This is a genomic window from Marinomonas balearica, assembly GCF_004362145.1.
Lineage (GTDB): Bacteria > Pseudomonadota > Gammaproteobacteria > Pseudomonadales > Marinomonadaceae > Marinomonas > Marinomonas balearica.
Genome location: NZ_SNXC01000015.1, coordinates 63,073 through 83,126 on the forward strand (window position 1 = coordinate 63,073; position 20,054 = coordinate 83,126).

Annotated in this window: 20 protein-coding genes; 16 read left to right on the top strand and 4 right to left on the bottom strand. The window is 45.4% G+C overall.

What is annotated here, in order from left to right; all coding sequences use genetic code 11:
- The first annotated feature begins 103 nt into the window (after window positions 1–103).
- The 12 genes from DFP79_RS15465 to DFP79_RS15520 all read left to right on the top strand — a co-directional run bounded on the left by DFP79_RS15465 (window position 104) and on the right by DFP79_RS15520 (window position 9,485).
- Complete coding sequence (locus DFP79_RS15465) at window positions 104–1,069, top strand: helix-turn-helix domain-containing protein (RefSeq protein ID WP_133504854.1); 966 nt, start codon at window positions 104–106, stop codon at window positions 1,067–1,069.
- Between the two features lie 163 nt (window positions 1,070–1,232).
- Complete coding sequence (locus DFP79_RS15470; protein ID WP_133504855.1) at window positions 1,233–1,814, top strand: DedA family protein; 582 nt, start codon at window positions 1,233–1,235, stop codon at window positions 1,812–1,814.
- A gap of 8 nt (window positions 1,815–1,822) precedes the next feature.
- Window positions 1,823–2,956, top strand: a complete 1,134-nt coding sequence (locus DFP79_RS15475) for a D-alanine--D-alanine ligase (protein ID WP_133504856.1) — start codon at window positions 1,823–1,825, stop codon at window positions 2,954–2,956.
- Window positions 2,957–2,971: 15 nt separating this feature from the next.
- The gene (locus DFP79_RS15480) at window positions 2,972–3,541 is read left to right on the top strand and encodes a hypothetical protein (RefSeq protein WP_133504857.1); all 570 of its coding nucleotides are present in this window, start codon (window positions 2,972–2,974) and stop codon (window positions 3,539–3,541) included.
- Entirely contained in the window at window positions 3,541–4,272 is a 732-nt protein-coding gene (locus tag DFP79_RS15485) for an NRDE family protein (protein WP_133504858.1), read from the top strand. Before DFP79_RS15480 ends, DFP79_RS15485 begins: the two co-directional genes overlap by 1 nt.
- Before the next feature lie 73 nt (window positions 4,273–4,345).
- Window positions 4,346–4,786 carry a YHS domain-containing (seleno)protein gene (locus tag DFP79_RS15490; protein WP_133504859.1) on the top strand — a complete coding sequence of 147 codons (441 nt, stop codon included), beginning with the start codon at window positions 4,346–4,348 and terminating at the stop codon, window positions 4,784–4,786.
- A gap of 26 nt (window positions 4,787–4,812) precedes the next feature.
- Window positions 4,813–5,277 carry a hypothetical protein gene (locus DFP79_RS15495; protein WP_133504860.1) on the top strand — a complete coding sequence of 155 codons (465 nt, stop codon included), beginning with the start codon at window positions 4,813–4,815 and terminating at the stop codon, window positions 5,275–5,277.
- A 10-nt stretch (window positions 5,278–5,287) separates the two neighbouring features.
- Window positions 5,288–7,054 (top strand): lysophospholipid acyltransferase family protein, encoded by a 1,767-nt coding sequence (locus DFP79_RS15500; RefSeq protein WP_133504861.1) that lies wholly within the window; start codon window positions 5,288–5,290, stop codon window positions 7,052–7,054.
- Between the two features lie 365 nt (window positions 7,055–7,419).
- Window positions 7,420–7,677: a type II toxin-antitoxin system ParD family antitoxin gene (locus DFP79_RS15505; RefSeq protein WP_133504862.1), complete on the top strand. Its 258-nt coding sequence runs from the start codon at window positions 7,420–7,422 to the stop codon at window positions 7,675–7,677.
- Between the two features lie 5 nt (window positions 7,678–7,682).
- The gene (locus DFP79_RS15510) at window positions 7,683–7,982 is read left to right on the top strand and encodes a type II toxin-antitoxin system RelE/ParE family toxin (RefSeq protein ID WP_133504863.1); all 300 of its coding nucleotides are present in this window, start codon (window positions 7,683–7,685) and stop codon (window positions 7,980–7,982) included.
- Window positions 7,983–8,256: 274 nt separating this feature from the next.
- Complete coding sequence (locus DFP79_RS15515) at window positions 8,257–8,805, top strand: cysteine hydrolase family protein (protein ID WP_133504864.1); 549 nt, start codon at window positions 8,257–8,259, stop codon at window positions 8,803–8,805.
- A 164-nt stretch (window positions 8,806–8,969) separates the two neighbouring features.
- The gene (locus tag DFP79_RS15520) at window positions 8,970–9,485 is read left to right on the top strand and encodes a hypothetical protein (RefSeq protein WP_133504865.1); all 516 of its coding nucleotides are present in this window, start codon (window positions 8,970–8,972) and stop codon (window positions 9,483–9,485) included.
- A gap of 70 nt (window positions 9,486–9,555) precedes the next feature.
- On the opposite strand, the gene DFP79_RS15525 is transcribed toward DFP79_RS15520, so the two are convergent.
- Window positions 9,556–10,290, bottom strand: coding sequence for a helix-turn-helix transcriptional regulator (locus tag DFP79_RS15525; protein WP_133504866.1), 735 nt, complete (start codon window positions 10,288–10,290; stop codon window positions 9,556–9,558).
- 99 nt (window positions 10,291–10,389) lie between these two features.
- On the opposite strand from DFP79_RS15525, the gene DFP79_RS15530 reads away from it, so the two are divergent.
- Window positions 10,390–10,998, top strand: a complete 609-nt coding sequence (locus tag DFP79_RS15530; protein ID WP_133504867.1) for a glutathione S-transferase family protein — start codon at window positions 10,390–10,392, stop codon at window positions 10,996–10,998.
- Window positions 10,999–11,071: 73 nt separating this feature from the next.
- On the opposite strand, the gene DFP79_RS15535 is transcribed toward DFP79_RS15530, so the two are convergent.
- Window positions 11,072–11,611 carry a hypothetical protein gene (locus DFP79_RS15535; protein WP_133504868.1) on the bottom strand — a complete coding sequence of 180 codons (540 nt, stop codon included), beginning with the start codon at window positions 11,609–11,611 and terminating at the stop codon, window positions 11,072–11,074.
- A gap of 44 nt (window positions 11,612–11,655) precedes the next feature.
- A complete protein-coding gene (locus tag DFP79_RS15540) occupies window positions 11,656–12,828 on the bottom strand; it encodes an MFS transporter (RefSeq protein WP_133504869.1) in 1,173 nt (390 codons plus the stop codon).
- Between the two features lie 153 nt (window positions 12,829–12,981).
- Here DFP79_RS15540 and DFP79_RS15545 point away from each other — a divergent pair, with 153 nt between their 5' ends.
- Window positions 12,982–13,938: a LysR family transcriptional regulator gene (locus DFP79_RS15545; RefSeq protein WP_133504870.1), complete on the top strand. Its 957-nt coding sequence runs from the start codon at window positions 12,982–12,984 to the stop codon at window positions 13,936–13,938.
- A gap of 220 nt (window positions 13,939–14,158) precedes the next feature.
- Window positions 14,159–14,650 (top strand): sulfotransferase family 2 domain-containing protein, encoded by a 492-nt coding sequence (locus DFP79_RS15550; protein WP_133504871.1) that lies wholly within the window; start codon window positions 14,159–14,161, stop codon window positions 14,648–14,650.
- 70 nt (window positions 14,651–14,720) lie between these two features.
- Here the strand turns inward: DFP79_RS15550 and DFP79_RS15555 are convergent, their stop codons facing one another.
- Complete coding sequence (locus DFP79_RS15555) at window positions 14,721–15,071, bottom strand: putative quinol monooxygenase (RefSeq protein WP_133504872.1); 351 nt, start codon at window positions 15,069–15,071, stop codon at window positions 14,721–14,723.
- A gap of 528 nt (window positions 15,072–15,599) precedes the next feature.
- Here DFP79_RS15555 and gltB point away from each other — a divergent pair.
- The gene (gltB, locus tag DFP79_RS15560) at window positions 15,600–20,051 is read left to right on the top strand and encodes a glutamate synthase large subunit (protein ID WP_133504873.1); all 4,452 of its coding nucleotides are present in this window, start codon (window positions 15,600–15,602) and stop codon (window positions 20,049–20,051) included.
- Window positions 20,052–20,054 lie beyond the last annotated feature (3 nt).

Consider the following 20,054-nt stretch of genomic DNA (forward strand, 5'->3'; position numbering starts at 1 on the left):
TATCGAAAAATGGCAAAAATTAAATTCATTACATATCAATGATTTAAATATTTTCCGATAACTTGCATTGCACTATTTTGATATATATGGGGGAGCGATCAGCATGTCACTACATATGAATGCACCAAAAAGGGTCAATGAAATACGTCGAACCGAAGCATTTGATGCAGACCTGCATGCGGATAATCTGACCGATTGGAATCAAGAGTACGATCAAACCAGTCGGGGGAGCTTTTTTGGCAGTATTACTGAGCTTGCTTTTAGTGATCTTCAAGTGTTTCAGGAGTACACCAGCCAAGCCTTACAACAAAAGTGCATTGTATGGTCTGATTCCGTTTGGCTAGGGATTCCGGTGGAGAATCAAGAAGCCAGTCGAATTAACGGCTTAAGTATTCACCCAAATACCATCATGTGTCGCCCCGGTGATTACGAGTTCCAACTGACTACGCCTGAAGACTATGATCTGTACGGCATGGTTGTGCAGTTAGAGTCGCTAATGAACACAGCGCAAATACACGGTGTAGAGTTGAACTGGAAAGAGTTGATGCAACATGGGCGGTTGGCAATACCGGAGCAAACATTGCGAGATGTTCGTATTGTTCTGCAACGGATGTTGGACATGAGCGCTCACACCAAAGCCAATAGAATGTCACACGATGTTTTGATGATGGCATTGCTCGAAGTTTTGAAAGAAGAAACACCGCAACCGGCCAGTACACAAACGTTCCATCGACGTAAAGAGGTGGTCGATGCTGCGCGAAGCTTTATCGAAGCCCATAGTGACACACCGCTCACGGTGACCGATTTATGTCAGGTAACAAACGTGAGCCGACGCACGCTGCAATACAGTTTTGAAAGCATCATCGGCATGAGCCCTATCCAGTACTTGCGTATATCTCGTTTAAATGGCGCACGCCGTAACCTATTAAAAAGCCACGGTAATGCCACGGTATCGGATGTCGCGGCAACGTGGGGTTTTTGGCATCTCAGTCAATTCGCCAAAGACTACAAAACTCTGTTTGGCGAAAAACCGTCTCAGACCTTAGAGCAAACACCACAGAAAATTTAGCAATAAAATTTAAAAAGAGTGTAATAAACCACAAACTTGCCTCGTCTAATCTACAGTTAAGGAAGCTGTAAATAAGGGATTTTCTATCTTATAAGCTTAACGAGGCGACAATTTTGACATCATCTATCACATCCATAAACGCTAACGCCCGTCGAGGCTCAACATGTTAGTGGAGTGGCAAACTTGGATCGGCGCCCATGCTGATTCTGTTGGTTTTGTCTTCGTTGGGTTACTACTTCTGACCTACCTGCTTGAGGATGTCGCGATTGTGTGCGCGGCGACTCTGGCAACTCAAGGGCTGGTTAATATTCCTGTTGCGCTCATTGCGATCTTTGTCGGCATTGTAACAGGGGATATGGCGCTTTATGTGTTAGGGCGATATGGCCGCCGTCTTAGAGGCTTGAGATACAAAACGCTCACAAGCCGCTACTTTAAATACACGCGTAAAAAGCTTGTTCAGCGTCCTTTTCTAAACTTATTTTTAATTCGATTTATTCCGGGTTTAAGAACCATAGGGTTCACATTAAGTGGCTTTATGGCGCTTTCGCCGTGGCTCTTTCTGGCTGCCGCACTCGTGGCAACGAGTATTTGGAGTGTCTTGATCTTTACGCTTCTCTATTACGTTGGCGTGGCTGCATCCGAGGTATTTCACGAGATTAAGTGGTTGGTTCCAGTGATTGCGTTATCCGTATTGCTGTTCGCCAACTTGGTTCTTTCTAAATTACTTAAGCGTAGGTATGCGTAGCTTCTATTATGACATCGACAATAGACATTCAATTTATTGAACCGTATCGAGTGAATGCGGGAATGCCGAAAATGGAGATCAATCCTCAACGGAGCGTGTCTCCCTATGAGTTTATGCCCACATGGTTTTTCTACGCACCTGTGATTGTTCAAAGCTTAGCCTTGGGTGTTCGACATGGCGATATCTGCTTGCCATTGATAGCGAACCCAAGCATTGAACTGAGCGGCATGGTCGGAGAATCAAAAGAAGCCATTTTGAATCTAGCAGGGCCTTATGCCCAGCAATGGATAGAACCGTTTTGTGCATTAACGAAAACCACCGCGTCGTTAGAGCTTCAGGTTGAAAAAGCCTTACATCTTATGGAAGTCAAAGGCCTTGAGTTTCCCGTTGTTGCGAAGCCCGATCTTGGTTGTCGTGGTGTCGGTGTAAAGTTGATCGATACCTTGCAACAACTGGAAAACTACATTGAGGAGTTTCCTGAAGACGCACGCTTTTTGATACAGCGAAAAGCCCCTTATGAAGCCGAAGCTGGCGTGTTCTACGTTCGTTATCCGGGGGAATCTAAGGGTAAGATTATCTCGATAACGCTGAAATACGCACCCAGTGTCGTTGGTGATGGTGTAAATACATTAAAGCAATTAATTGAAAGCTGCCCTCGTGCCAGTCAGCTCAGTCACCTCTATTTTCCAAGACATTTAGACACATTGGATACGGTTCCAGAGCCAAATGAAGAGGTTCGCCTCGCCTTTGCAGGAAGCCACAGTCGAGGCTCTATTTTTAGAGACGGTAACCAATACATTTCTCAAGCGCTGACTGAAAAACTCGACGACATTCTAAAAGATGTAGAGGGATATTATTACGGTCGCTTGGATGTCAAATTCGAGAACATTCTTCAACTGATGCAAGGCGAGAATTTCAGCATTTTAGAAATGAACGGCGCCAGCAGTGAAGCTACGCACATTTGGGACTGCAACACACCGCTGAAGCATATTTTTTCGACCTTACTTAAGCAATATCGAATTCTATTTGAAATCGGTGTGCTCAACAAAAAGCGTGGCTTTAAAACACCTAAGCTCACAGCACTACTTAAGGCGTGGCGAGCCGAAAATAAGCTTGTTAGCCACTACCCATCCACGGATTAGGGCAGAGATAAAACTATGACAGTGATTTCAATAAGCAGAACAGAAACCCGCGACGATCGCGCGATTATTGACGGCGCGTTAGAGGTGCTTCAACAAGGGTTAGATTGTCTTAATACGCTGACGCACGCGCAATATGTGCATGTCGCCAGCCCGCATATGATGAGCAGCATCGGCGCGCATTATCGTCATATGTTGGATGTTTTTCAGGCCGTAGCGAACAGTGTGATAACCGCCAGTACGATGGAGAATAGAGCGATCGATTATAACCTTCGTCGTCGAGGGCATACGGTTGAAACGTCGATTGACGTTGCCAAAGCAGAAATACACGTCTTGATGGAATGGTTGCATTCGTTAAACAGCGTTCAGATTTGTCAAAGTACCACCGTCATCAACGAACTGTCGTCTTCACGAGAAGTTTCCAGTCACTCTCAATCCACACTGGGGCGGGAGATCACTTTCTCAGCGCTGCACGCAAACCACCATTACGCCATGATCAAAGTCGCGTTGAGCCTTATTAACGTGGAAGTTAACGAGCTGTTTGGTATTGCGCCAGCAACGGCAACCTACATGAGAGGGCAGTCCTAATGTGCTCGGTGACATGGGTTACTGATAAAAGCGGCTATCAAATCTTTTTTAATCGAGATGAGCAAAAGACGCGCGCAGCCGCGCTTGCTCCGAAGCAGATGACCTTAAAAGGGGTCGATGTATTAATGCCAATTGATCCAGTAGGCGGTGGCAGTTGGATCAGTACGAATGAAGCGGGATTATCTCTATGTTTGCTCAACAACTACCAAGGCCAAGTGCCAGAAGGGGAGCTGACAAGTAGAGGGCATTTTCTCAAACTGCTTTCCAACTCTACTGGGCTTGAACAGATCGCGGCGAGGTTCAGAGTCTTAACGATGGAAAGCTTTGCACCTTTTACCCTTTTAGTATTTGTGTATGGCCAAACGCAAGTTACCGGCTTTTGTTGGGACGGAAAGACCGTCTCCATAAAAAAGATGCAGTCTCCTCACTTTTCGTCGGGGGTCGATTTGGGCGAAGTGTGTGCTTACCGACGCTCGGTCTACGATGCCATCGAATCGCCGGATTTTGATTCTTTGATTGATTTTCATCGCCATCATCATGCTTCTGAATCACACCGTTCTGTGTGTATGCACAGGGAAGATGCGCAAAGTGTGAGTTTTACTTTCGTGCAAGTGAGCGCACAAGAACAGTTGATGAGCTATGTTGCAGGGCCGCCTTGTGAAAAGTTATCGAAAACGGCCATAGAACGAAACAGTGTCATGCTGACTCGATACACGAGTTTAGTGTGCTAGCCAAAGATCTCGATTCGTCGAGGAAACCGTAGATTTCAACATTAACCCATTTGGAAACTAATTGGAGAACGTAATGAAAACAGTTTTTGCCGCTCTGATTTTGATGATGAGCACGTTTAGCTTTGCTCAAAGCGAAGTATACACAGGGTATTTCAGCAGCAAAGCGGTGGGTGGCTACGATACCGTGGCGTACTTTACCGAAGGTGAACCCGTGGAAGGGAAGTCAGAATTTCAGACAAAATACAAAGGTGCAAACTGGTATTTTGCCTCGCAAATGAACTTGGATCTGTTTAAACAAGACCCTGAAAAATACGCGCCTCAGTATGGCGGTTATTGCGCTTGGGCTGTCTCAGCGAAAAACGATTTTGCAAAAGGCGATCCAGAACATTGGTCTATAGTTAATGGCAAGCTCTATTTAAATTACAACCAAAATATCAAAGATAAGTGGAATCAGGACGTTCCCGGTCACATTGCTCAAGGCGATAAAAACTGGCCAACGCTCATCGCAAAATAAATCGAATTGGTGTTAGAGACTCTAAAATGAAACCGAAACATATCAAATATGCGCTGTCTGCCTTCATTGCGTTTGTGTTTATTCAATCGCTTTTCTTCAAATTTACGGGGTCTTATGAAACCCACTATATTTTTAGTACGTTAGGCGATTGGTCGGGCTTTGGCTGGTTTGCAGATTATGGCGCGTATATAGTGGGTACAGCTGAATTGATTGCCGCCATCGTGCTGTTTAGCCGGTTGCATGGCTTTGGCGCACTCATGAGTGTTGGTGTGATGTCGGGCGCGATCTTCTTTCACTTATTCACACCGCTAGGGATAGAAATGCCAGCGTTTAGTGATCAAGGTGACATTGTCGGATACGACGGCGGTTTGCTGTTCGGAATGGCCTGCCTAGTTTGGTTAAGTGCGCTTTATTTGACTGTCAAAGACCTGACATCTTCTGAAGGTACACTGTCTACTATTCTGCCACTGAACACCGCTGAAAAAATGTGAGGCATTTAGAATGCAAAGTCCTTTTCGTCTTCCTCGTATCACGCCATTTGGCTTGGGTGAATCCTTTCTAGAATGGATGACAGGCTTAGCTAAACTGGATCGTTTATATCAAAAACGTCCACAAAACCTGTCCAGTTTCGAGTTCATGCGACACACTCTAAAGGTGCTTAACGTGGATTACCGTGTTGGCGCCGGAAGCATTGAGAATATCCCCAAAGAGGGACCCGTTCTTATTGTGGCCAATCATCCTTTGGGTGCAGTCGAGGGCGTGATTCTCGCGGACTTAATTGGCGAAGTAAGGCAAGACGTGAAGGTGTTGGCGAATCAGTTGTTAAAGCGTTTGCCAGAGATATCAGATCTGTTTATTGGTGTGGATGTATTCGAAGGCAAATCGTCCGCTCGCACCAATGCCAAAGCCGTCCGAGATGCACACAAACATTTGAGTGACGGCGGAGTGCTGGTTGTTTTCCCCGCCGGAGAAGTCTCTACGTATCGTGACCCCGAAACAGGAAAAAGCGCAAACATGTTGGCCGATGTGGAATGGAGCCAAAGCGTCGCCAAGTTTATCAAACGAAGCTGCGCAGTAACGGTTCCTATGTACATCGATGGGAAAAACAGCGCCTTGTTTTATAACGCAGGAAAAATACATCCCTTATTGCGAACGGCCATGTTAGGACGCGAGCTATTGAACAAACATTCTTCGAACATTCAGATCTTAATCGGCAACCCATTACCGTATTCTGAAACAGGGCGTTTTGAAGACAACAAAGAACTGGTCAAGTATCTACGCCTGAACACCTACTTAATGAGCCCACAGAGTGCTGCGCAAACTAAAACTGTATCGCAACACTTAGACCCTGTTATCTCGCCGATATCGCCCGATGTACTGGAATCAGAAATCGACGCATTAAGCGACGAGAGTTGTTTATTGAAGCAAGGGGATTTCGACGTGTATTGCGTCCACACGCGTGATATACCCAATATGATGCAAGAAATTGGTCGCGTACGGGAAGAGAACTTCAGAGCGGTTGGCGAAGGCAGCGGAAACGCATGCGACATTGATGAATACGACCACTACTATCGACAACTCTTTGTCTGGCAGCGTAAAGAGCGAGAACTGGTCGGCGCGTATCGAATGGGGCTGGTGGATGAATTGCTGGAGAACAACGGGATCGACGGCTTGTACTCCAAAAGCTTATTCCAATACGGGCCAGAGTTTTTAGAGACATTAGACACCTCCATTGAAATGGGGCGCTCTGTCGTGAAACAAAAGTATCAGCGTAACTTAAACTCCTTACTGCTACTTTGGAAAGGGATCGCCGCGTTTGCATCAAAGCACCCAAAATACACCAACTTGTTTGGCCCAGTGAGCATCAGCAACGATTACAGCCCAATGGCACGCCAACTGATGATGGAAGCATTGTCGCTGCACTGCTACGACGAACACAAAGCGGAATTAGTTTCGCCCTCCGTTCCGTTTAAAAAAGCAGGCAATACATTTTGGCAGCCGCATCTACTATCGTGCTTAGCCGATACCAGCTTACTGTCTAACTTATTAAGCCGAATGGAAGATGGCAAAGGCCTTCCTGTTTTACTGCGTCAGTACCTTAAAATGAACGGTAAACTCGTCTGTTTTAACCTCGACCCAGACTTTAACGACACACTTGATGGCCTCATCGTCGTCGACCTACGTAATGTTCCTCTGAAAACCCTCGGCAAATACATGGGACGAGAAGAAGCCAAAACCTACCTACTCCAACACGGGCAAGACGTTTAAACCATTTTGTTCCCTCCCTCTCCCTTATCAAAGGGAGCTGAGGGAAAACGGTTGTACAAGAAGGTTCTGGGAAGAAAGTTATAAAATGGATGTCCTGAATTATGTAACTACCGGAATAACCTCTATCTTCATAAATCGTATTGATCTGCCGCCGGCCTTTGCCAACTTGGGAACCAATGAACTCCGCGCACGCCATAAATTGAGCAAAAGGGGTCACGATTATCCTTTTCACAGAGGAGCTAGAATAAATGGCACTGTGTTTAATAGGTAGCGACTCAGGCATGCTAGGTTCAAATACAAACATTGACAATATTTGTATTTGAACCTAGCATTATCTGTATAAATGTCTACCCTTGGAAGTCATCATGCATGTATCCCTGACAGCCGAGCTAGAGTCTCGCATTAAAGCTAAAGTTGAAAGCGGCCTGTACAACAATGCCAGCGAAGTGATTCGTGAAGCGCTACGCTTTATGGACACACACGAAGACTGGATCCACGAAGTAAAATTGGCTCGCCTGCGTGAACAACTGAAAGTTGGGACTGCCCAACTAGACCGTGGTGAGGGCATTGCCATCGAATCAAAATCTGCCTTAGATTCATTGTTCGACGACATTAAAGCTTAAAGCGCATGCCTGCACATCAACTTTTTATAGCCCCTGTCGCTACAGCCGACCTTAAAGAAATCTATCAGTATGGGCTTCGGCAATGGGGACAAGCCCAATCCGACAGTTACTTAGAAAATCTAAAGGATCATTTTTGGTCTCTTACTGAACAACCACTTATGGGCGTTGAGCGCCCCGAACTCCTACCCGGTGTCAGAAGCCTACCCATCGAAAGCCATGCTCTGTTTTACCGAGTCACTGCAGGCACGGTAGAAATTATCCGTGTACTACATGGCCGTCAAGATCCGAATCGACACTTAAAATAGCTCAAGAGGCTTCTCATCTTGACACCGACTGAGCAACTCTCGAACGGCTTTTCATAAATCTATACAGGCATCTATACAGGCCACCCATAACTTCATTGACGCCAAATCTCTAACTCGTTAATCTCAAATAACTTACTCAAGGATGAGGTGGTAACTTTTAAATTCAAATAACAAGTGCGTCCTGTATAAGACAAGACAATTCAGCAGGCGGTTATTACTGCCGCGGCTCCGCTATAAGCCCCTTAATTGTTAGATTCACCATGGAATAAGTAACGTGCATGCATTAATTTTAATCGATCAGCAAAAGGGAATTGATCATCCCAAATTAGGCTTGAGAAACAATCCAAGTGCTGAAGCTGAAATTTCGAGTTTGTTGTCTCTATGGCGTCAGAAAAGCTGGCCGATCTTTCATGTAAAACATCGATCTAAACAAAGAGAATCTGTGTTTTGGCCAGATCAAGAAGGATTCGAATTCAAGGAAGCATTTCTGCCTTTAGAAGGGGAGGCAACCATTGAAAAATCGGTTCCTTGTGCGTTTATTAACAATAGCTTAGATGATGAACTGAAAAAGCTTGGTGTTAATGAGATCGTTTTGGTTGGCGTGGCAACGAACAACTCAGTGGAATCGACCGCAAGAACGGGCGGCAACCTTGGCTATACCGTGTACGTGATAGACGATGCTTGTTTTACCTTTGCCAAACCTGACTATTTTGGCTTAGCACGCAGTGCGGATGAGGTTCATGCGATGTCTCTTGCAAATCTACACGGAGAATATGCAACGGTCATAAGTCGTGAGCAATTGGTTGAGAAGGTAATAGCCTAAAAGTGGATTTTGAAATTTAATATGAAGACATCTACTAAGAAGCTGTCTCTAATGTGGCATTTAACAAATTCGTTAGGTTCTAATCATTAAGGAACTCTGGGGTGCGTAAACAATGCGAGGCCTTTATCTTACAGGGACTCTATAAATAAGGGAGCTGTATTCATATGCTATCTAAGATATTTAAGCGTACTAAACCGCGCGTTTTTATGGCGTCAATTGTTGTAGTGCCAAGAGAGGAGTGGAAACGCTCAGATGAGGAAGGTTGGTTTAAATCTGAGAAGCTAGATCATGAAGCCAAAGTGATTGTGGAGAGCGTTTTTTCGTCGCTTCCGCCTGTTAGTTCTGTGTATGAGCCTGAGGGTAATGACCTAGGCTTGGACGTGATGATCGCCAAAGTGCAAGGAGCTGAGTTCACATCCACAATGACACAACCGTTTTCGTTACCTATCTTTTGGCGCCCAAAAGTTCAGATCAAGTCTCGGCTCTATTACCTAAAGAGTCAACGCACCAAGAAAACTTATTCGGTAACCGTAAAAATGCCTTGGGGTGAATACCTTGCGGGCGTTTTAAGCCTGAGGGGAGTCTTTAGGTACAAGCCGATTTTTGTTTCCAAAGATCTAGAGCCATTGCTTTTAACTGCCTGTGAAAAACTGCTGAAAAAAATGATTCGGTCCACTTAGACCAAAAACTGCTTATCATAAGGTGTTAGTTATCCCGTCTATAGATGAGTAGATAGGATAAAGTTCCATGTTAAATGCTTTTATAATATGGCGTATACGCACCGATAAATTCTTCGATTGGTCGAAGTTGGAAGTAACCATCAATCATTCGAGCGTTTTGGATTCGATCTATTCGAAACATTCGAGAGGACGATCTAAGATGATCCCAAGCAGTGATGTACCAGATAGGCCAATTCAATAAGATGTATTGCGCTTCGATCACACGCGTTGTTTTCTCCCCTGAGTCAGACTGATAATCAATCTCCAGACATCTTTGCTGTAAAAACGCCTCTGCGATGCTCTCGGATAAGGCCTGAGCGGGTTCTGTGTAGCGTGATACCGTATTAGCGGCTGCGTTGTCGCCAATCATGATGCGTTTACGGATATTACTGACGGCACTGCGTTGTTCTTGAGGGAAGGCTTGGAACAGTTTCTGTTTGATCGCTTTTAAATTGCTTGTAAGAAGTGGGGATTTCAGAGACTCCATAATGGCCAAAGAAAGTATCAATTCAATGACCTCATGATGGCTTAAATTTAATCGATCGATTCCCCATCGGCCGTTTAGTCGAATGCCACCACCTCGTCCCCTATCGGACTCAATGGGGTAGCCCGCTTTTTTCAGTTCAGCCAGCTCACGCATTAAGGTTCGTTGGCTTACCCCTAATTGCTCACGCAGGTCTGATGTCTTCCAATATTCTTCGGAGCGAAGTAGGCCGATGAGACGATTACGCCGTTCGGCTCGTTGTTCAAAGCTGGTATTTATCATAGATAAAATATGTCATGAAATGGCATAAATATCCATATACTTCAAATCAGTGGAAAGCTTCCATCGATTAACTTTATAACGAGTAAAAGGAGTATAAACATGAAGCACTATTACAACCCTATGAGTAGAGCCATCACAACAGACTGGATGCTGAAAGAACTCGAGGTAGAGCATGAGCGAGTGTTCATCGACTTTACAACTAAAGAGAATCACCAAGCCGAGTACAAGAACATCAACCCTATGGGCAAGTTGCCAGCGTTGATGGATGGCGACACAGTGGTGACCGAAGTGTCTGCTATTTGTGCGTACCTCGCCGATAAGTTTTCTGAAAAGAAGCTTGCACCTGCCATTGATTCCGCTGATCGAGGTGCGTATTGCCGCTATCTATTTTTTGCAGGTAACACCATTGAGCCTATGTTTTCACTTTCTGTTTGTGGGTTGGTGCATCCAGAACCGACAACGGCAGGTTGGGGGGATATGCCCCGTGTTTTGGAAACTATAGAATCCATGACGCCAGAAACAGGTTGGGCGCTGGGTGAACAATTCACCGCGGCGGATGTGGTGTTTGGTGGTTTGCTCGACTTTTCCATGGTCTTTAAGTGGATGGAACCCTCTCCTAAAGTCGCTGCCTACGTCGACCGGATCCGTCAAAGACCCGCTTATCGAGAAACCCATAGCGCTTTTCTTGAGATGACTGAAAAAGGCTAAATAAATTGGGGGCAGAAGAAAAAAGGGTTGTTGTTCATCTGACCCTAATTTTGACTGCCTCATAAACCTGAATCTAAGCCCTACCGGGTGGGATAGCGGTATCGTTTATGGTCACTCGGCTACAGGTTTTACCGTAACCCAATGCGTACTTTAGCGCAGGGTAGACACGGTAGGAACTAATGGCAAAAGCGATGGTGATAAGTCCGTTTTCACCCCAGAGAGAACGTATTTCTTCTCGTAGATCATCCGCTTCTGGGTTATGGGCCATAACAAACTCAGTGAACCGAACTACCAAGGCGATGTGTGCGGGCATATTTTCCAAATCACGATCAACAATGGCTCGAACCAAATCCGCTTCGACTTTTTCTTCCAGTGCCATGCTCACCACAAGCTGTGTACAAGGGCCGCAGTCATCCCAGATGATTGCGCGGATTCTTGCGGCATAGAGCACCTCTGTAGGTAATTTACCAGCATGAGACGCCATACTTTGAAAGCCCATGAATTTTAAAAATACGCCGAGTCCGGTATTAAGGATGTCTTGTTGGTATCTGACATCATAGTCGTAGCGCTTTTGCATTTTTAACAACATTTTATTGAACATTGAATGCAACATAGTGAGTACCTTAAATGATTGATTGAACGGGATGATCAGGAGATTTATTGTGCGACCACTGAAAGCTTACGCACCATTTCCTGATTACTAACGGGTTTGATTAACAGCAGAATACTGGATAGGAAGATGCCTGCACTGGCCCATAGCATCGGAGAAAAATCCCCTTCTGTAAGAAAGTTGGCGGCGACCATTGGCCCAGAAGCCGATCCCGCGAGAGAGACTACGCTCGCAATGGTGGCGAGTTGGCCACTACAATCCAGTTCGGCGGTGACAGCGAGCATGTAAGATACGACCGCTGTCCATGAAAAGAACAACAAAGCCATCGCGCTGATGTACATAGTGTCTGAGAGTTCTGCTGGTATCAGTATCAAGCATGAAACAAGGGATAAAAGCCCTCCGCCTATAATCCAGAACAAGCGGCCAAATTGATTGGCCGTAATGATCGGTAAGATGGCACCTAACAAGCCGAGTAAACTGGTTGAGGCAAGGTAGGTGGTGACATTGTAGTGCTGCATTCCCGCATTCAGACCAATGAGCTCTGCATAGGCCCAAATGCCACTAGCGGCGCAGTTGTAAAGCATGATAGCCAGCATCAATAGCCATCTGTGCTGCTTGTTATCAGAAAGGGGTGCTACTGCCTGTTCAGACTTCTGTTGAGAATTTAGGTTGGGAACAACAAACATAAATACTAGGCTGATTAAGGCGAGCAAAGCCATCACGTAAAACACAGCATAGTCATTCATGCCTGCTTGCAACGAAGGCAATAAAGCAATGACAACGGCTCCTAGGCTGAACTGAATAAATAGCAGGGTACCGAAAGCGCGGTCAGGGCTGTTGAGACGGGCCAATACTGAAAATGCGATTCCCATGCATAAGCCACCGAATAGCCCTGCGATAAAACGCCATGCCATCATCAACTGAAAATCAGCAATCCACACTGAACCCATATCCATACCCGCCAGCAAGAGCAAACAGAGATACATTGCGGGTTTCCATTCCACCTTACGAACTAAAAATATGGCACCGATGCTACCCAATAGCGCGCCATAGCCGTTTGCGGCAACAATTTCGCCTGCTTGAGTGTCACTAAACCCAATCCCTCCCGCTAGGGCACTGACGACACTGGGTAAAAAGTTAATGTATGAGGTGCCAACCATGGCGATAAAAGCAAATAGAAAATACGATACTACGCTCTGTGCAAAGATGTGCTTCAACATAAATCCTCTGGCAATCTAATGGTTTGTGCTCGACGGAGAGAGTGTATGTCGGTCATAATCACTAAAAAATAGCTATGAATTCCAAATAGTCGTGAATAGTGTTCATGAATCTTTTGGGGTAAGTAGTTCGCACTTAAGGAGTACAGAGCCAAGATGGATAAGCTGCGCACATTGGAGATCTTTTTAGCGACTTGCGATGGGGGCAGTTTTGCTTCTGCTGCAAAATCCTGCAACACCGATCCTTCGACGGTCAGTAAGGCGATTAGCCGTCTGGAAGCTCAGTTAGGTCTGACCCTGTTTCAACGTTCAACGCGACAGTTAAGGATCTCCTCGGCTGGCGAACGCTATGCTCAGACAGTGCGCAAAATGTTTCAAGATCTAAGTGCTTGTGAGGATGAACTAAGAGAATCAAACGAAGTGCCAAAAGGCACACTCAGAATCAGTTCTGCGGTTTGTTACGGACACTTGTATTTGCGACCAATGCTGAAAGCCTTTTGTCAGCGTTATCCGGATATTCGGTTGGAGCTTGAAATCAACGATCTACATGTCGATATCATAGACCATGATATCGACATAGCTCTTCGTACCGGATATCTAAAAGACAGTCGCCTGATAGCACGACAGCTCAGCCCGATGGATTTTCTGACCTGTGCCTCCCCATCCTATTTGAAAGAGCGCGGTATACCCGCATGCGCCGAGGATTTCGCCAATCATAGTTGGGTTGGGTTCAGGATCAAGCAGACTGGGCAGTTGCAGCCAATCTTTTTACCCGATAAAGCCGGGCAGTATCTCCCTTATGAGTTACATAGAGATCATATCACTGACGATGGTGAAACGATGGCCAACATGTGCATTGATGGATTCGGCGTCGCTCAGTTACCTCACTTCCTTGCCAAACAAGCGCTACAAGAGGGAAAACTTGTTTCTTTGTACCCTTATTTTCGACCGCCGCACCCTGACAGCGGAGTCTTCGTGATTTACCCCAAACGGGAGTTTATGCCCGCTAGAGTGAGAGTCTTTATTGAATTCTTAAATGAATCATTGCAAGCCATGGGCGAAGGCCACAACTATACTTGGGCACAAAACTGGCAACATGAAGTAAGCTTTTAAATTTAGGGCCTCAATTCATCATTTTCTCAAGTATAAGTGGCGTATTTTGTCTGCATTTGTTGTCCGAACATGCACCTAAGTCGAAGGAAGTAACATGTACATATCACGCCAACACAGTTTTCTTTTTTGTCATGTTTCAAGAACTGGTGGGACGTCGTTGACCGAACATATAAAACGACATGTTAAAGACGTTGAATAGGTACGTTTACAGCACTTATCTATGAAGGAAGGCAAAGCTATTCTAGGGGAAGAATTCGATACTTTTTTTAAATTTACATTGGTTCGAAACCCCTGGGAGAGGCTAGTCTCTTGGTACGCTTTGATGGCTTTATCTGATGCATCATTTGACCTGAATAGCGCCGTATTAAATGCCTTACCGGATTCACCCCATTGGCGAAAGTTTGATGAATTTTTGGAGGCGGTGTCGACCCAGAAAATCGGAGGATGTCGTGGAAATCGATTGGTTTTTAGCCAGTGGCAGCAATTAGTTGATGATGACGGTAATTTACTTGTAGATGAGATTGGCCGATATGAAAACTATGCTCAGGATATCCCCAAATTTCTGTCAAAAGTGAATGTCATGAAACCTTTCGAAGAAAACGTAAATGGCTCAAAGCATCTGCATTATAGCGAGTATTACTCTGATTTTGGTAAGGAGCTGGTTGCGGACGTATTTCATGAAGACGTATCTAACTTTGGTTACAAGTTTTAGTATGAAAATTAGGGTCAGATGAAAATAGGGTTGTTGCTCATCTGACCCTAATTTGTTTATCTCAAAAAAACTACGCAAACACTGGTGCGTCGAATTCTTCTGGCTCATCGGTATAAATGCAGACATTCCAGTCTTGTGCTAAGCCGTCTTCTGCTTCACAGTAGGTTTGGAAAAAGTCGCTGATTTCCTTGCGGTTGCAGTGCGCTTCAAAGCTTGCCATGTCTTTCCAGATTTCGTGGAACGCGATGGGGAAGCTTTTGCCTTCTGCATAGGGACTGGCGATTTGTCGAGTAACACGGTATTCGATGCATCCATCTTCTCTAAGACTATTCGGCTCTAAACTTTGTAAAACCTTAAAGAGTGCTTTCTCCTGTCCGGACTTGGGCGAAAATTGAGCAACACAGTAGACTCTGCTAGACATTATGATTTCCTTAGGTAATTGTTCGTCTCATTCAGCTTGCTATTTTTAGACGCTGCTGTCGAGATTTGAGCATTAAAATTTTATATAATGTCGATAAAATGCATGATTTATAAGGCTTTTTTGGGTTATTTGTATCGAATTCTCGGTGAAGTGTGAAATAGGCGCGCTAAAAAAAAGCGGAAATTAAGTAAAACACCATATTTTACTGAAAATCCTCGATGTTCAGAGGATCTTTCTGTTGAAAAAAAACCATACGACAGATAATTCTCCCTAACCGACATAAAACACGCGAATTGGGTTTGAATTACGTCAAAATTGACTTGAAATCGCTCATGTCAAATTTGAGCGAGGAGTGGCGGCGAGTTAATATGGTGCCCAATATAAGGGAAGTGTGGGTAAATTTCGTCACTTAGAGCCTCTCTGTAGGCCCACACAAGTATCCTAATAAAGGAAAAAGCGACGTTTAAGTCTGCTTTTTCACTACAAAACACATTTCTAATTTTACGTTTTTACAGTGGGAGTTGGTGTATGAATACAGGTCTTTATCGTCCTGGTGAGTTCAAAGACAACTGTGGCTTTGGTCTGATCGCTCATATGGAAGGCAATTCCAGCCATGAGCTATTGAAGACGGCAATTGAGTCTTTAACTTGCATGACACACCGTGGTGGTATTGCAGCGGATGGCAAAACCGGTGATGGTTGTGGCCTTTTGATTCAAAAACCGGATGCATTTTTACGCAGTGAAGCATTGTCTCTTTTCAATCACATCCTGTCTGACCTATACGGTGTTGGCATGGTGTTTTTGGATCAAGATGAAACACTTGCTTCAGAGCAACGTGACACGCTGACACAAGAGCTTGAAAAAGAAGGTCTTAAAGTGGTTGGCTGGCGTGAGGTTCCAACGGATTCAGCATGCCTTGGTGGCATCGCGTTAGATTGTTTGCCTCGTATTGAACAGGTGTTTGTCGACAGCAACCGTATGGATGCTCGTACCTTTGCAACCCGTTTGTTCGTGTCTCGTCGTAAAACAGAAATCGCACTTTCTGAATACGAAAACTTTTACATCTGTTCTTTGTCTGACCGCGTTTTGTCATACAAAGGATTGATGATGCCGGAAGATTTGCCTTCGTTCTATAAAGATTTAGGAAACGAAAAGCTTCAGACTGCAATCTGTGTCTTCCACCAGCGTTTCTCTACGAATACGTTACCGCGTTGGCCGCTTGCTCAGCCATTCCGTATGGTTGCACACAACGGTGAGATCAATACGATTGAAGGTAACCGTAATTGGGCGTTGGCGCGTGCTTCAAAACTAAGCTCTCCTCTTATTCCTGAGCTAAATGATCTGCAACCTATCGTTAACCTGACAGGGTCTGACTCTTCTTCCATGGACAACATGTTGGAAGTGCTTGTGACCGGTGGTATGGATATCTTCCGTGCCGCGCGTTTGATTATTCCACCTGCTTGGCAAAACGTTGAAAACATGGATTCAGAGTTGCGTGCTTTTTATGAGTACAACTCTATGCACATGGATCCATGGGATGGCCCAGCGGGTCTTGTAATGACTGACGGCCGTCATGCGATTTGTATGCTTGACCGAAATGGTCTTCGTCCTGCACGTTGGGTTATTACTAAAAATGGCTTTATTACGCTTGCTTCTGAAATCGGTACGTACGATTACAAACCTGAAGATGTTGTTTCTAAAGGTCGCGTAGGTCCCGGCCAGATGCTGGTTGTGGACACTCAGAATGGCGAAGTACTTCACACTGATGATATCAATGAGAAGCTAAAATCAGCTCACCCTTACCGCAAATGGTTGAAGCAAGAGGCGATTCGCATTGAGTCGTTGCTTCAAGAGCACGAAATGGAGTTTGTTCCATTTACTGCTGAGCAAATGCAAACGTATCAGAAAATGTTCCAAGTCTCTTTTGAAGAGCGTGATCAAATTTTCCGTCCGTTAGCGGAAAGTGGTCATGAAGCTGTGGGCTCTATGGGTGATGACACGCCGATGGCGGTTATGTCGAGCCAGACTCGCCCAGTAACGGATTATTTCCGTCAAAAGTTTGCTCAGGTAACGAACCCACCTATTGATCCGCTTCGAGAGTCTGTTGTTATGTCTCTTGAAACGTGTATCGGTGTGGAACGTAACTTATTCGAAGAAACACCTAAGCACGCTAACCGTATTATTTTGTCGTCTCCCATCTTGTCGCCACGCAAATACAGCCGACTGTTGGCAATGGAAGATCATCGATTCCACCTTGTGCGTTTGAACACAAACTATAACCCTGAAGATGTAACGCTAGAACAAGCGGTACATAATCTTCAGAAGAGCGCAGAAGAAGTGGTTCGTAACGGTGCTGTGATTATCGTTTTAACAGACCGCGACATTGAAAAAGGCCATTTGCCTATTCCTGCTGCGATGGCGGTTGGTTCGGTTCACCATCATTTAACATCTGTTGGCTTGCGCTGTGATTCGAACATTATCGCAGATACAGGTTTTGCCCGTGATCCGCATCAATTTGCGGTTCTATTAGGGTTTGGTGCTACGGCGATTTATCCGTACCTATCGTATCGTTTAATGAACGATATGATCGATAAAGGTGATGTATTGGGCGATCCAATCGAGTGTCACCGTAAGTACCGTAAAGGCATCAATAAAGGCTTGATGAAGATCATGTCTAAAATGGGTATCTCAACCGTTGCATCTTACCGTGGTGCACAATTGTTTGAAGCCGTTGGTCTTGCAAACGAAGTTGTAGATGTGTGTTTTAAAGGCGTTGCTAGCCGTATTCAAGGCGCAACCTTTGCAGATCTTCAAACGGAACAAGAAAAAGTAGCAAGCGCGGCTTGGAAAGCGCGTAAGCCTATCGTTCAAGGCGGCTACCTTAAGTATGTTCACGGTGCGGAATACCACGCATTTAATCCAGATGTGGTTCGTAATCTGCAAAAAGCAGTCGGCAGCGGTGAATTTTCTGATTTCCAACAATACGCAGAACTTGTGAATACTCGTCCTGCGTCTATGTTGCGTGATTTATTCGGTTTGTCTGATAAGGCAACGTCAATTTCATTAGACACTGTTGAAGGCATCGAAACGATTTTACCTCGCTTCGATTCAGCAGGTATGTCGTTGGGTGCTTTGTCTCCAGAAGCGCACGAAGCTCTAGCACAAGCGATGAATGAATTGGGCTGTCGTTCGAACTCCGGTGAGGGTGGTGAAGATCCTGCTCGTCACGGTACAGAACGCCGTTCTAAGATCAAGCAGATCGCTTCCGGCCGATTTGGTGTGACACCAGAATATTTGGTCAATGCTGAAGTCTTGCAAATCAAAGTGGCTCAGGGCGCGAAACCGGGTGAAGGCGGTCAGTTACCGGGCGGTAAAGTGAACGACTTAATTGCTCGTTTACGTTACTCAGTGCCGGGTGTGACGTTGATTTCTCCGCCACCGCATCACGATATCTACTCGATTGAAGATTTGGCTCAGCTTATCTTCGATTTGAAACAAGTAAACCCAGACGCACTGGTCTCCGTTAAACTGGTTTCTGAACCGGGTGTTGGTACGATCGCAGCGGGTGTTGCTAAAGCGTACGCTGATTTGATCACAATCTCTGGTTACGACGGCGGTACTGCGGCGTCTCCTATGACTTCGATCCGTCATGCGGGTTCTCCATGGGAGCTTGGTTTGGCCGAAGCGCAGCAAGCACTTCGCGCAAACGACCTTCGTGGCAAAATCCGTCTACAAACAGACGGTGGCTTGAAAACAGGTTTAGACGTTGTAAAAGCGGCCATTCTTGGCGCAGAGAGCTTCGGCTTTGGTACAACGCCGATGGTTGCAATGGGCTGTAAGTTCCTACGTATCTGTCACTTAAATAACTGTGCAACGGGTGTAGCGACACAAGATAAACATCTTCGTGACGAGCATTTCATTGGTACGGTTGAAATGATCAAAAACTTCTTCCGCTTTATGGCTGAAGATACTCGTCAATGGATGGCGAAATTAGGTGTTGCGAAACTTCAGGATCTAATTGGCCGTACGGATTTGCTTGCTTTATTGCCGGGTGAAACAGAGAAACAATCGCATCTGGATCTTTCTCCGATCCTTAACAACGATGCAATACCTGCTGAAAAACCTCAGTACTGTGAAGTACCGTTTAACCCACCGCACGATAAAGGCGAACACGCTGATATCATGTGGACGGCCGTTAAAAACGTGGTTGAAGAGAAAGACGGCGGTGAGTTTGCATTTAAAGTAACCAACTGTGACCGTTCGATTGGCGCACGTTTATCTGGTGAAATTGCGAAGCGTTACGGTAATCAGGGTATGGTTGATGCACCGCTAACCTTGAAACTACACGGTACTGCTGGTCAGTCGTTCGGTGTTTGGAACGCGGGCGGCTTGAATATGTACCTAGAGGGTGATGCGAACGATTACGTAGGTAAAGGCATGACGGGCGGTAAGCTGGTTATTCGCCCACCTAAAGGCTCACTCTTTAATTCGCAGGATTCTGCCATTATCGGTAACACCTGTCTTTACGGTGCGACTGGCGGTAAGTTGTACGCAGCGGGTACGGCAGGCGAGCGATTCGCTGTTCGTAACTCTGGTGTTCACGCGGTTATCGAAGGCGCGGGTGATCACTGTTGTGAGTACATGACCGGTGGTTTGGTAACGGTATTGGGTAACACTGGATATAACTTCGGCGCAGGTATGACCGGCGGCTTCGCATATGTACTGGATTTAGATCGTACATTCGTTGACAGATATAACCACGAACTGGTTGAAATTCAGCGAGTGGGAACAGAATTGACCGAAGAATATCGTTCACATCTTCGCAGCGTAATCCAAGATTATGTGAATGAAACTGACAGTGATTGGGGCCGTGAAATCCTAGATAACTTCTACGATTACATTGGTAAATTCTGGCTAGTTAAGCCTAAAGCAGCCAGTCTTGGCGCTTTGTTGGCAAACACTCGTCAACGTCCAGAATAATAA

Excerpts from the sequence above, each read along its gene's own strand:
- DFP79_RS15480 (WP_133504857.1), top strand. The coding sequence starts at position 2,972 with ATGACAGTGATTTCAATAAGCAGAACAGAAACCCGCGACGATCGCGCG.
- DFP79_RS15530 (WP_133504867.1), top strand. The coding sequence starts at position 10,390 with ATGAAGCACTATTACAACCCTATGAGTAGAGCCATCACAACAGACTGG.
- DFP79_RS15510 (WP_133504863.1), top strand. The coding sequence starts at position 7,683 with ATGCCTGCACATCAACTTTTTATAGCCCCTGTCGCTACAGCCGACCTT.
- DFP79_RS15520 (WP_133504865.1), top strand. The coding sequence starts at position 8,970 with ATGCTATCTAAGATATTTAAGCGTACTAAACCGCGCGTTTTTATGGCG.
- DFP79_RS15535 (WP_133504868.1), bottom strand. The coding sequence starts at position 11,611 with ATGTTGCATTCAATGTTCAATAAAATGTTGTTAAAAATGCAAAAGCGC.
- DFP79_RS15485 (WP_133504858.1), top strand. The coding sequence starts at position 3,541 with ATGTGCTCGGTGACATGGGTTACTGATAAAAGCGGCTATCAAATCTTT.
- DFP79_RS15545 (WP_133504870.1), top strand. The coding sequence starts at position 12,982 with ATGGATAAGCTGCGCACATTGGAGATCTTTTTAGCGACTTGCGATGGG.
- DFP79_RS15470 (WP_133504855.1), top strand. The coding sequence starts at position 1,233 with ATGTTAGTGGAGTGGCAAACTTGGATCGGCGCCCATGCTGATTCTGTT.
- DFP79_RS15555 (WP_133504872.1), bottom strand. The coding sequence starts at position 15,071 with ATGTCTAGCAGAGTCTACTGTGTTGCTCAATTTTCGCCCAAGTCCGGA.
- DFP79_RS15475 (WP_133504856.1), top strand. The coding sequence starts at position 1,823 with ATGACATCGACAATAGACATTCAATTTATTGAACCGTATCGAGTGAAT.
- DFP79_RS15525 (WP_133504866.1), bottom strand. The coding sequence starts at position 10,290 with ATGATAAATACCAGCTTTGAACAACGAGCCGAACGGCGTAATCGTCTC.
- DFP79_RS15500 (WP_133504861.1), top strand. The coding sequence starts at position 5,288 with ATGCAAAGTCCTTTTCGTCTTCCTCGTATCACGCCATTTGGCTTGGGT.
- gltB (WP_133504873.1), top strand. The coding sequence starts at position 15,600 with ATGAATACAGGTCTTTATCGTCCTGGTGAGTTCAAAGACAACTGTGGC.
- DFP79_RS15550 (WP_133504871.1), top strand. The coding sequence starts at position 14,159 with ATGAAGGAAGGCAAAGCTATTCTAGGGGAAGAATTCGATACTTTTTTT.
- DFP79_RS15505 (WP_133504862.1), top strand. The coding sequence starts at position 7,420 with ATGCATGTATCCCTGACAGCCGAGCTAGAGTCTCGCATTAAAGCTAAA.
- DFP79_RS15465 (WP_133504854.1), top strand. The coding sequence starts at position 104 with ATGTCACTACATATGAATGCACCAAAAAGGGTCAATGAAATACGTCGA.
- DFP79_RS15540 (WP_133504869.1), bottom strand. The coding sequence starts at position 12,828 with ATGTTGAAGCACATCTTTGCACAGAGCGTAGTATCGTATTTTCTATTT.
- DFP79_RS15490 (WP_133504859.1), top strand. The coding sequence starts at position 4,346 with ATGAAAACAGTTTTTGCCGCTCTGATTTTGATGATGAGCACGTTTAGC.
- DFP79_RS15495 (WP_133504860.1), top strand. The coding sequence starts at position 4,813 with ATGAAACCGAAACATATCAAATATGCGCTGTCTGCCTTCATTGCGTTT.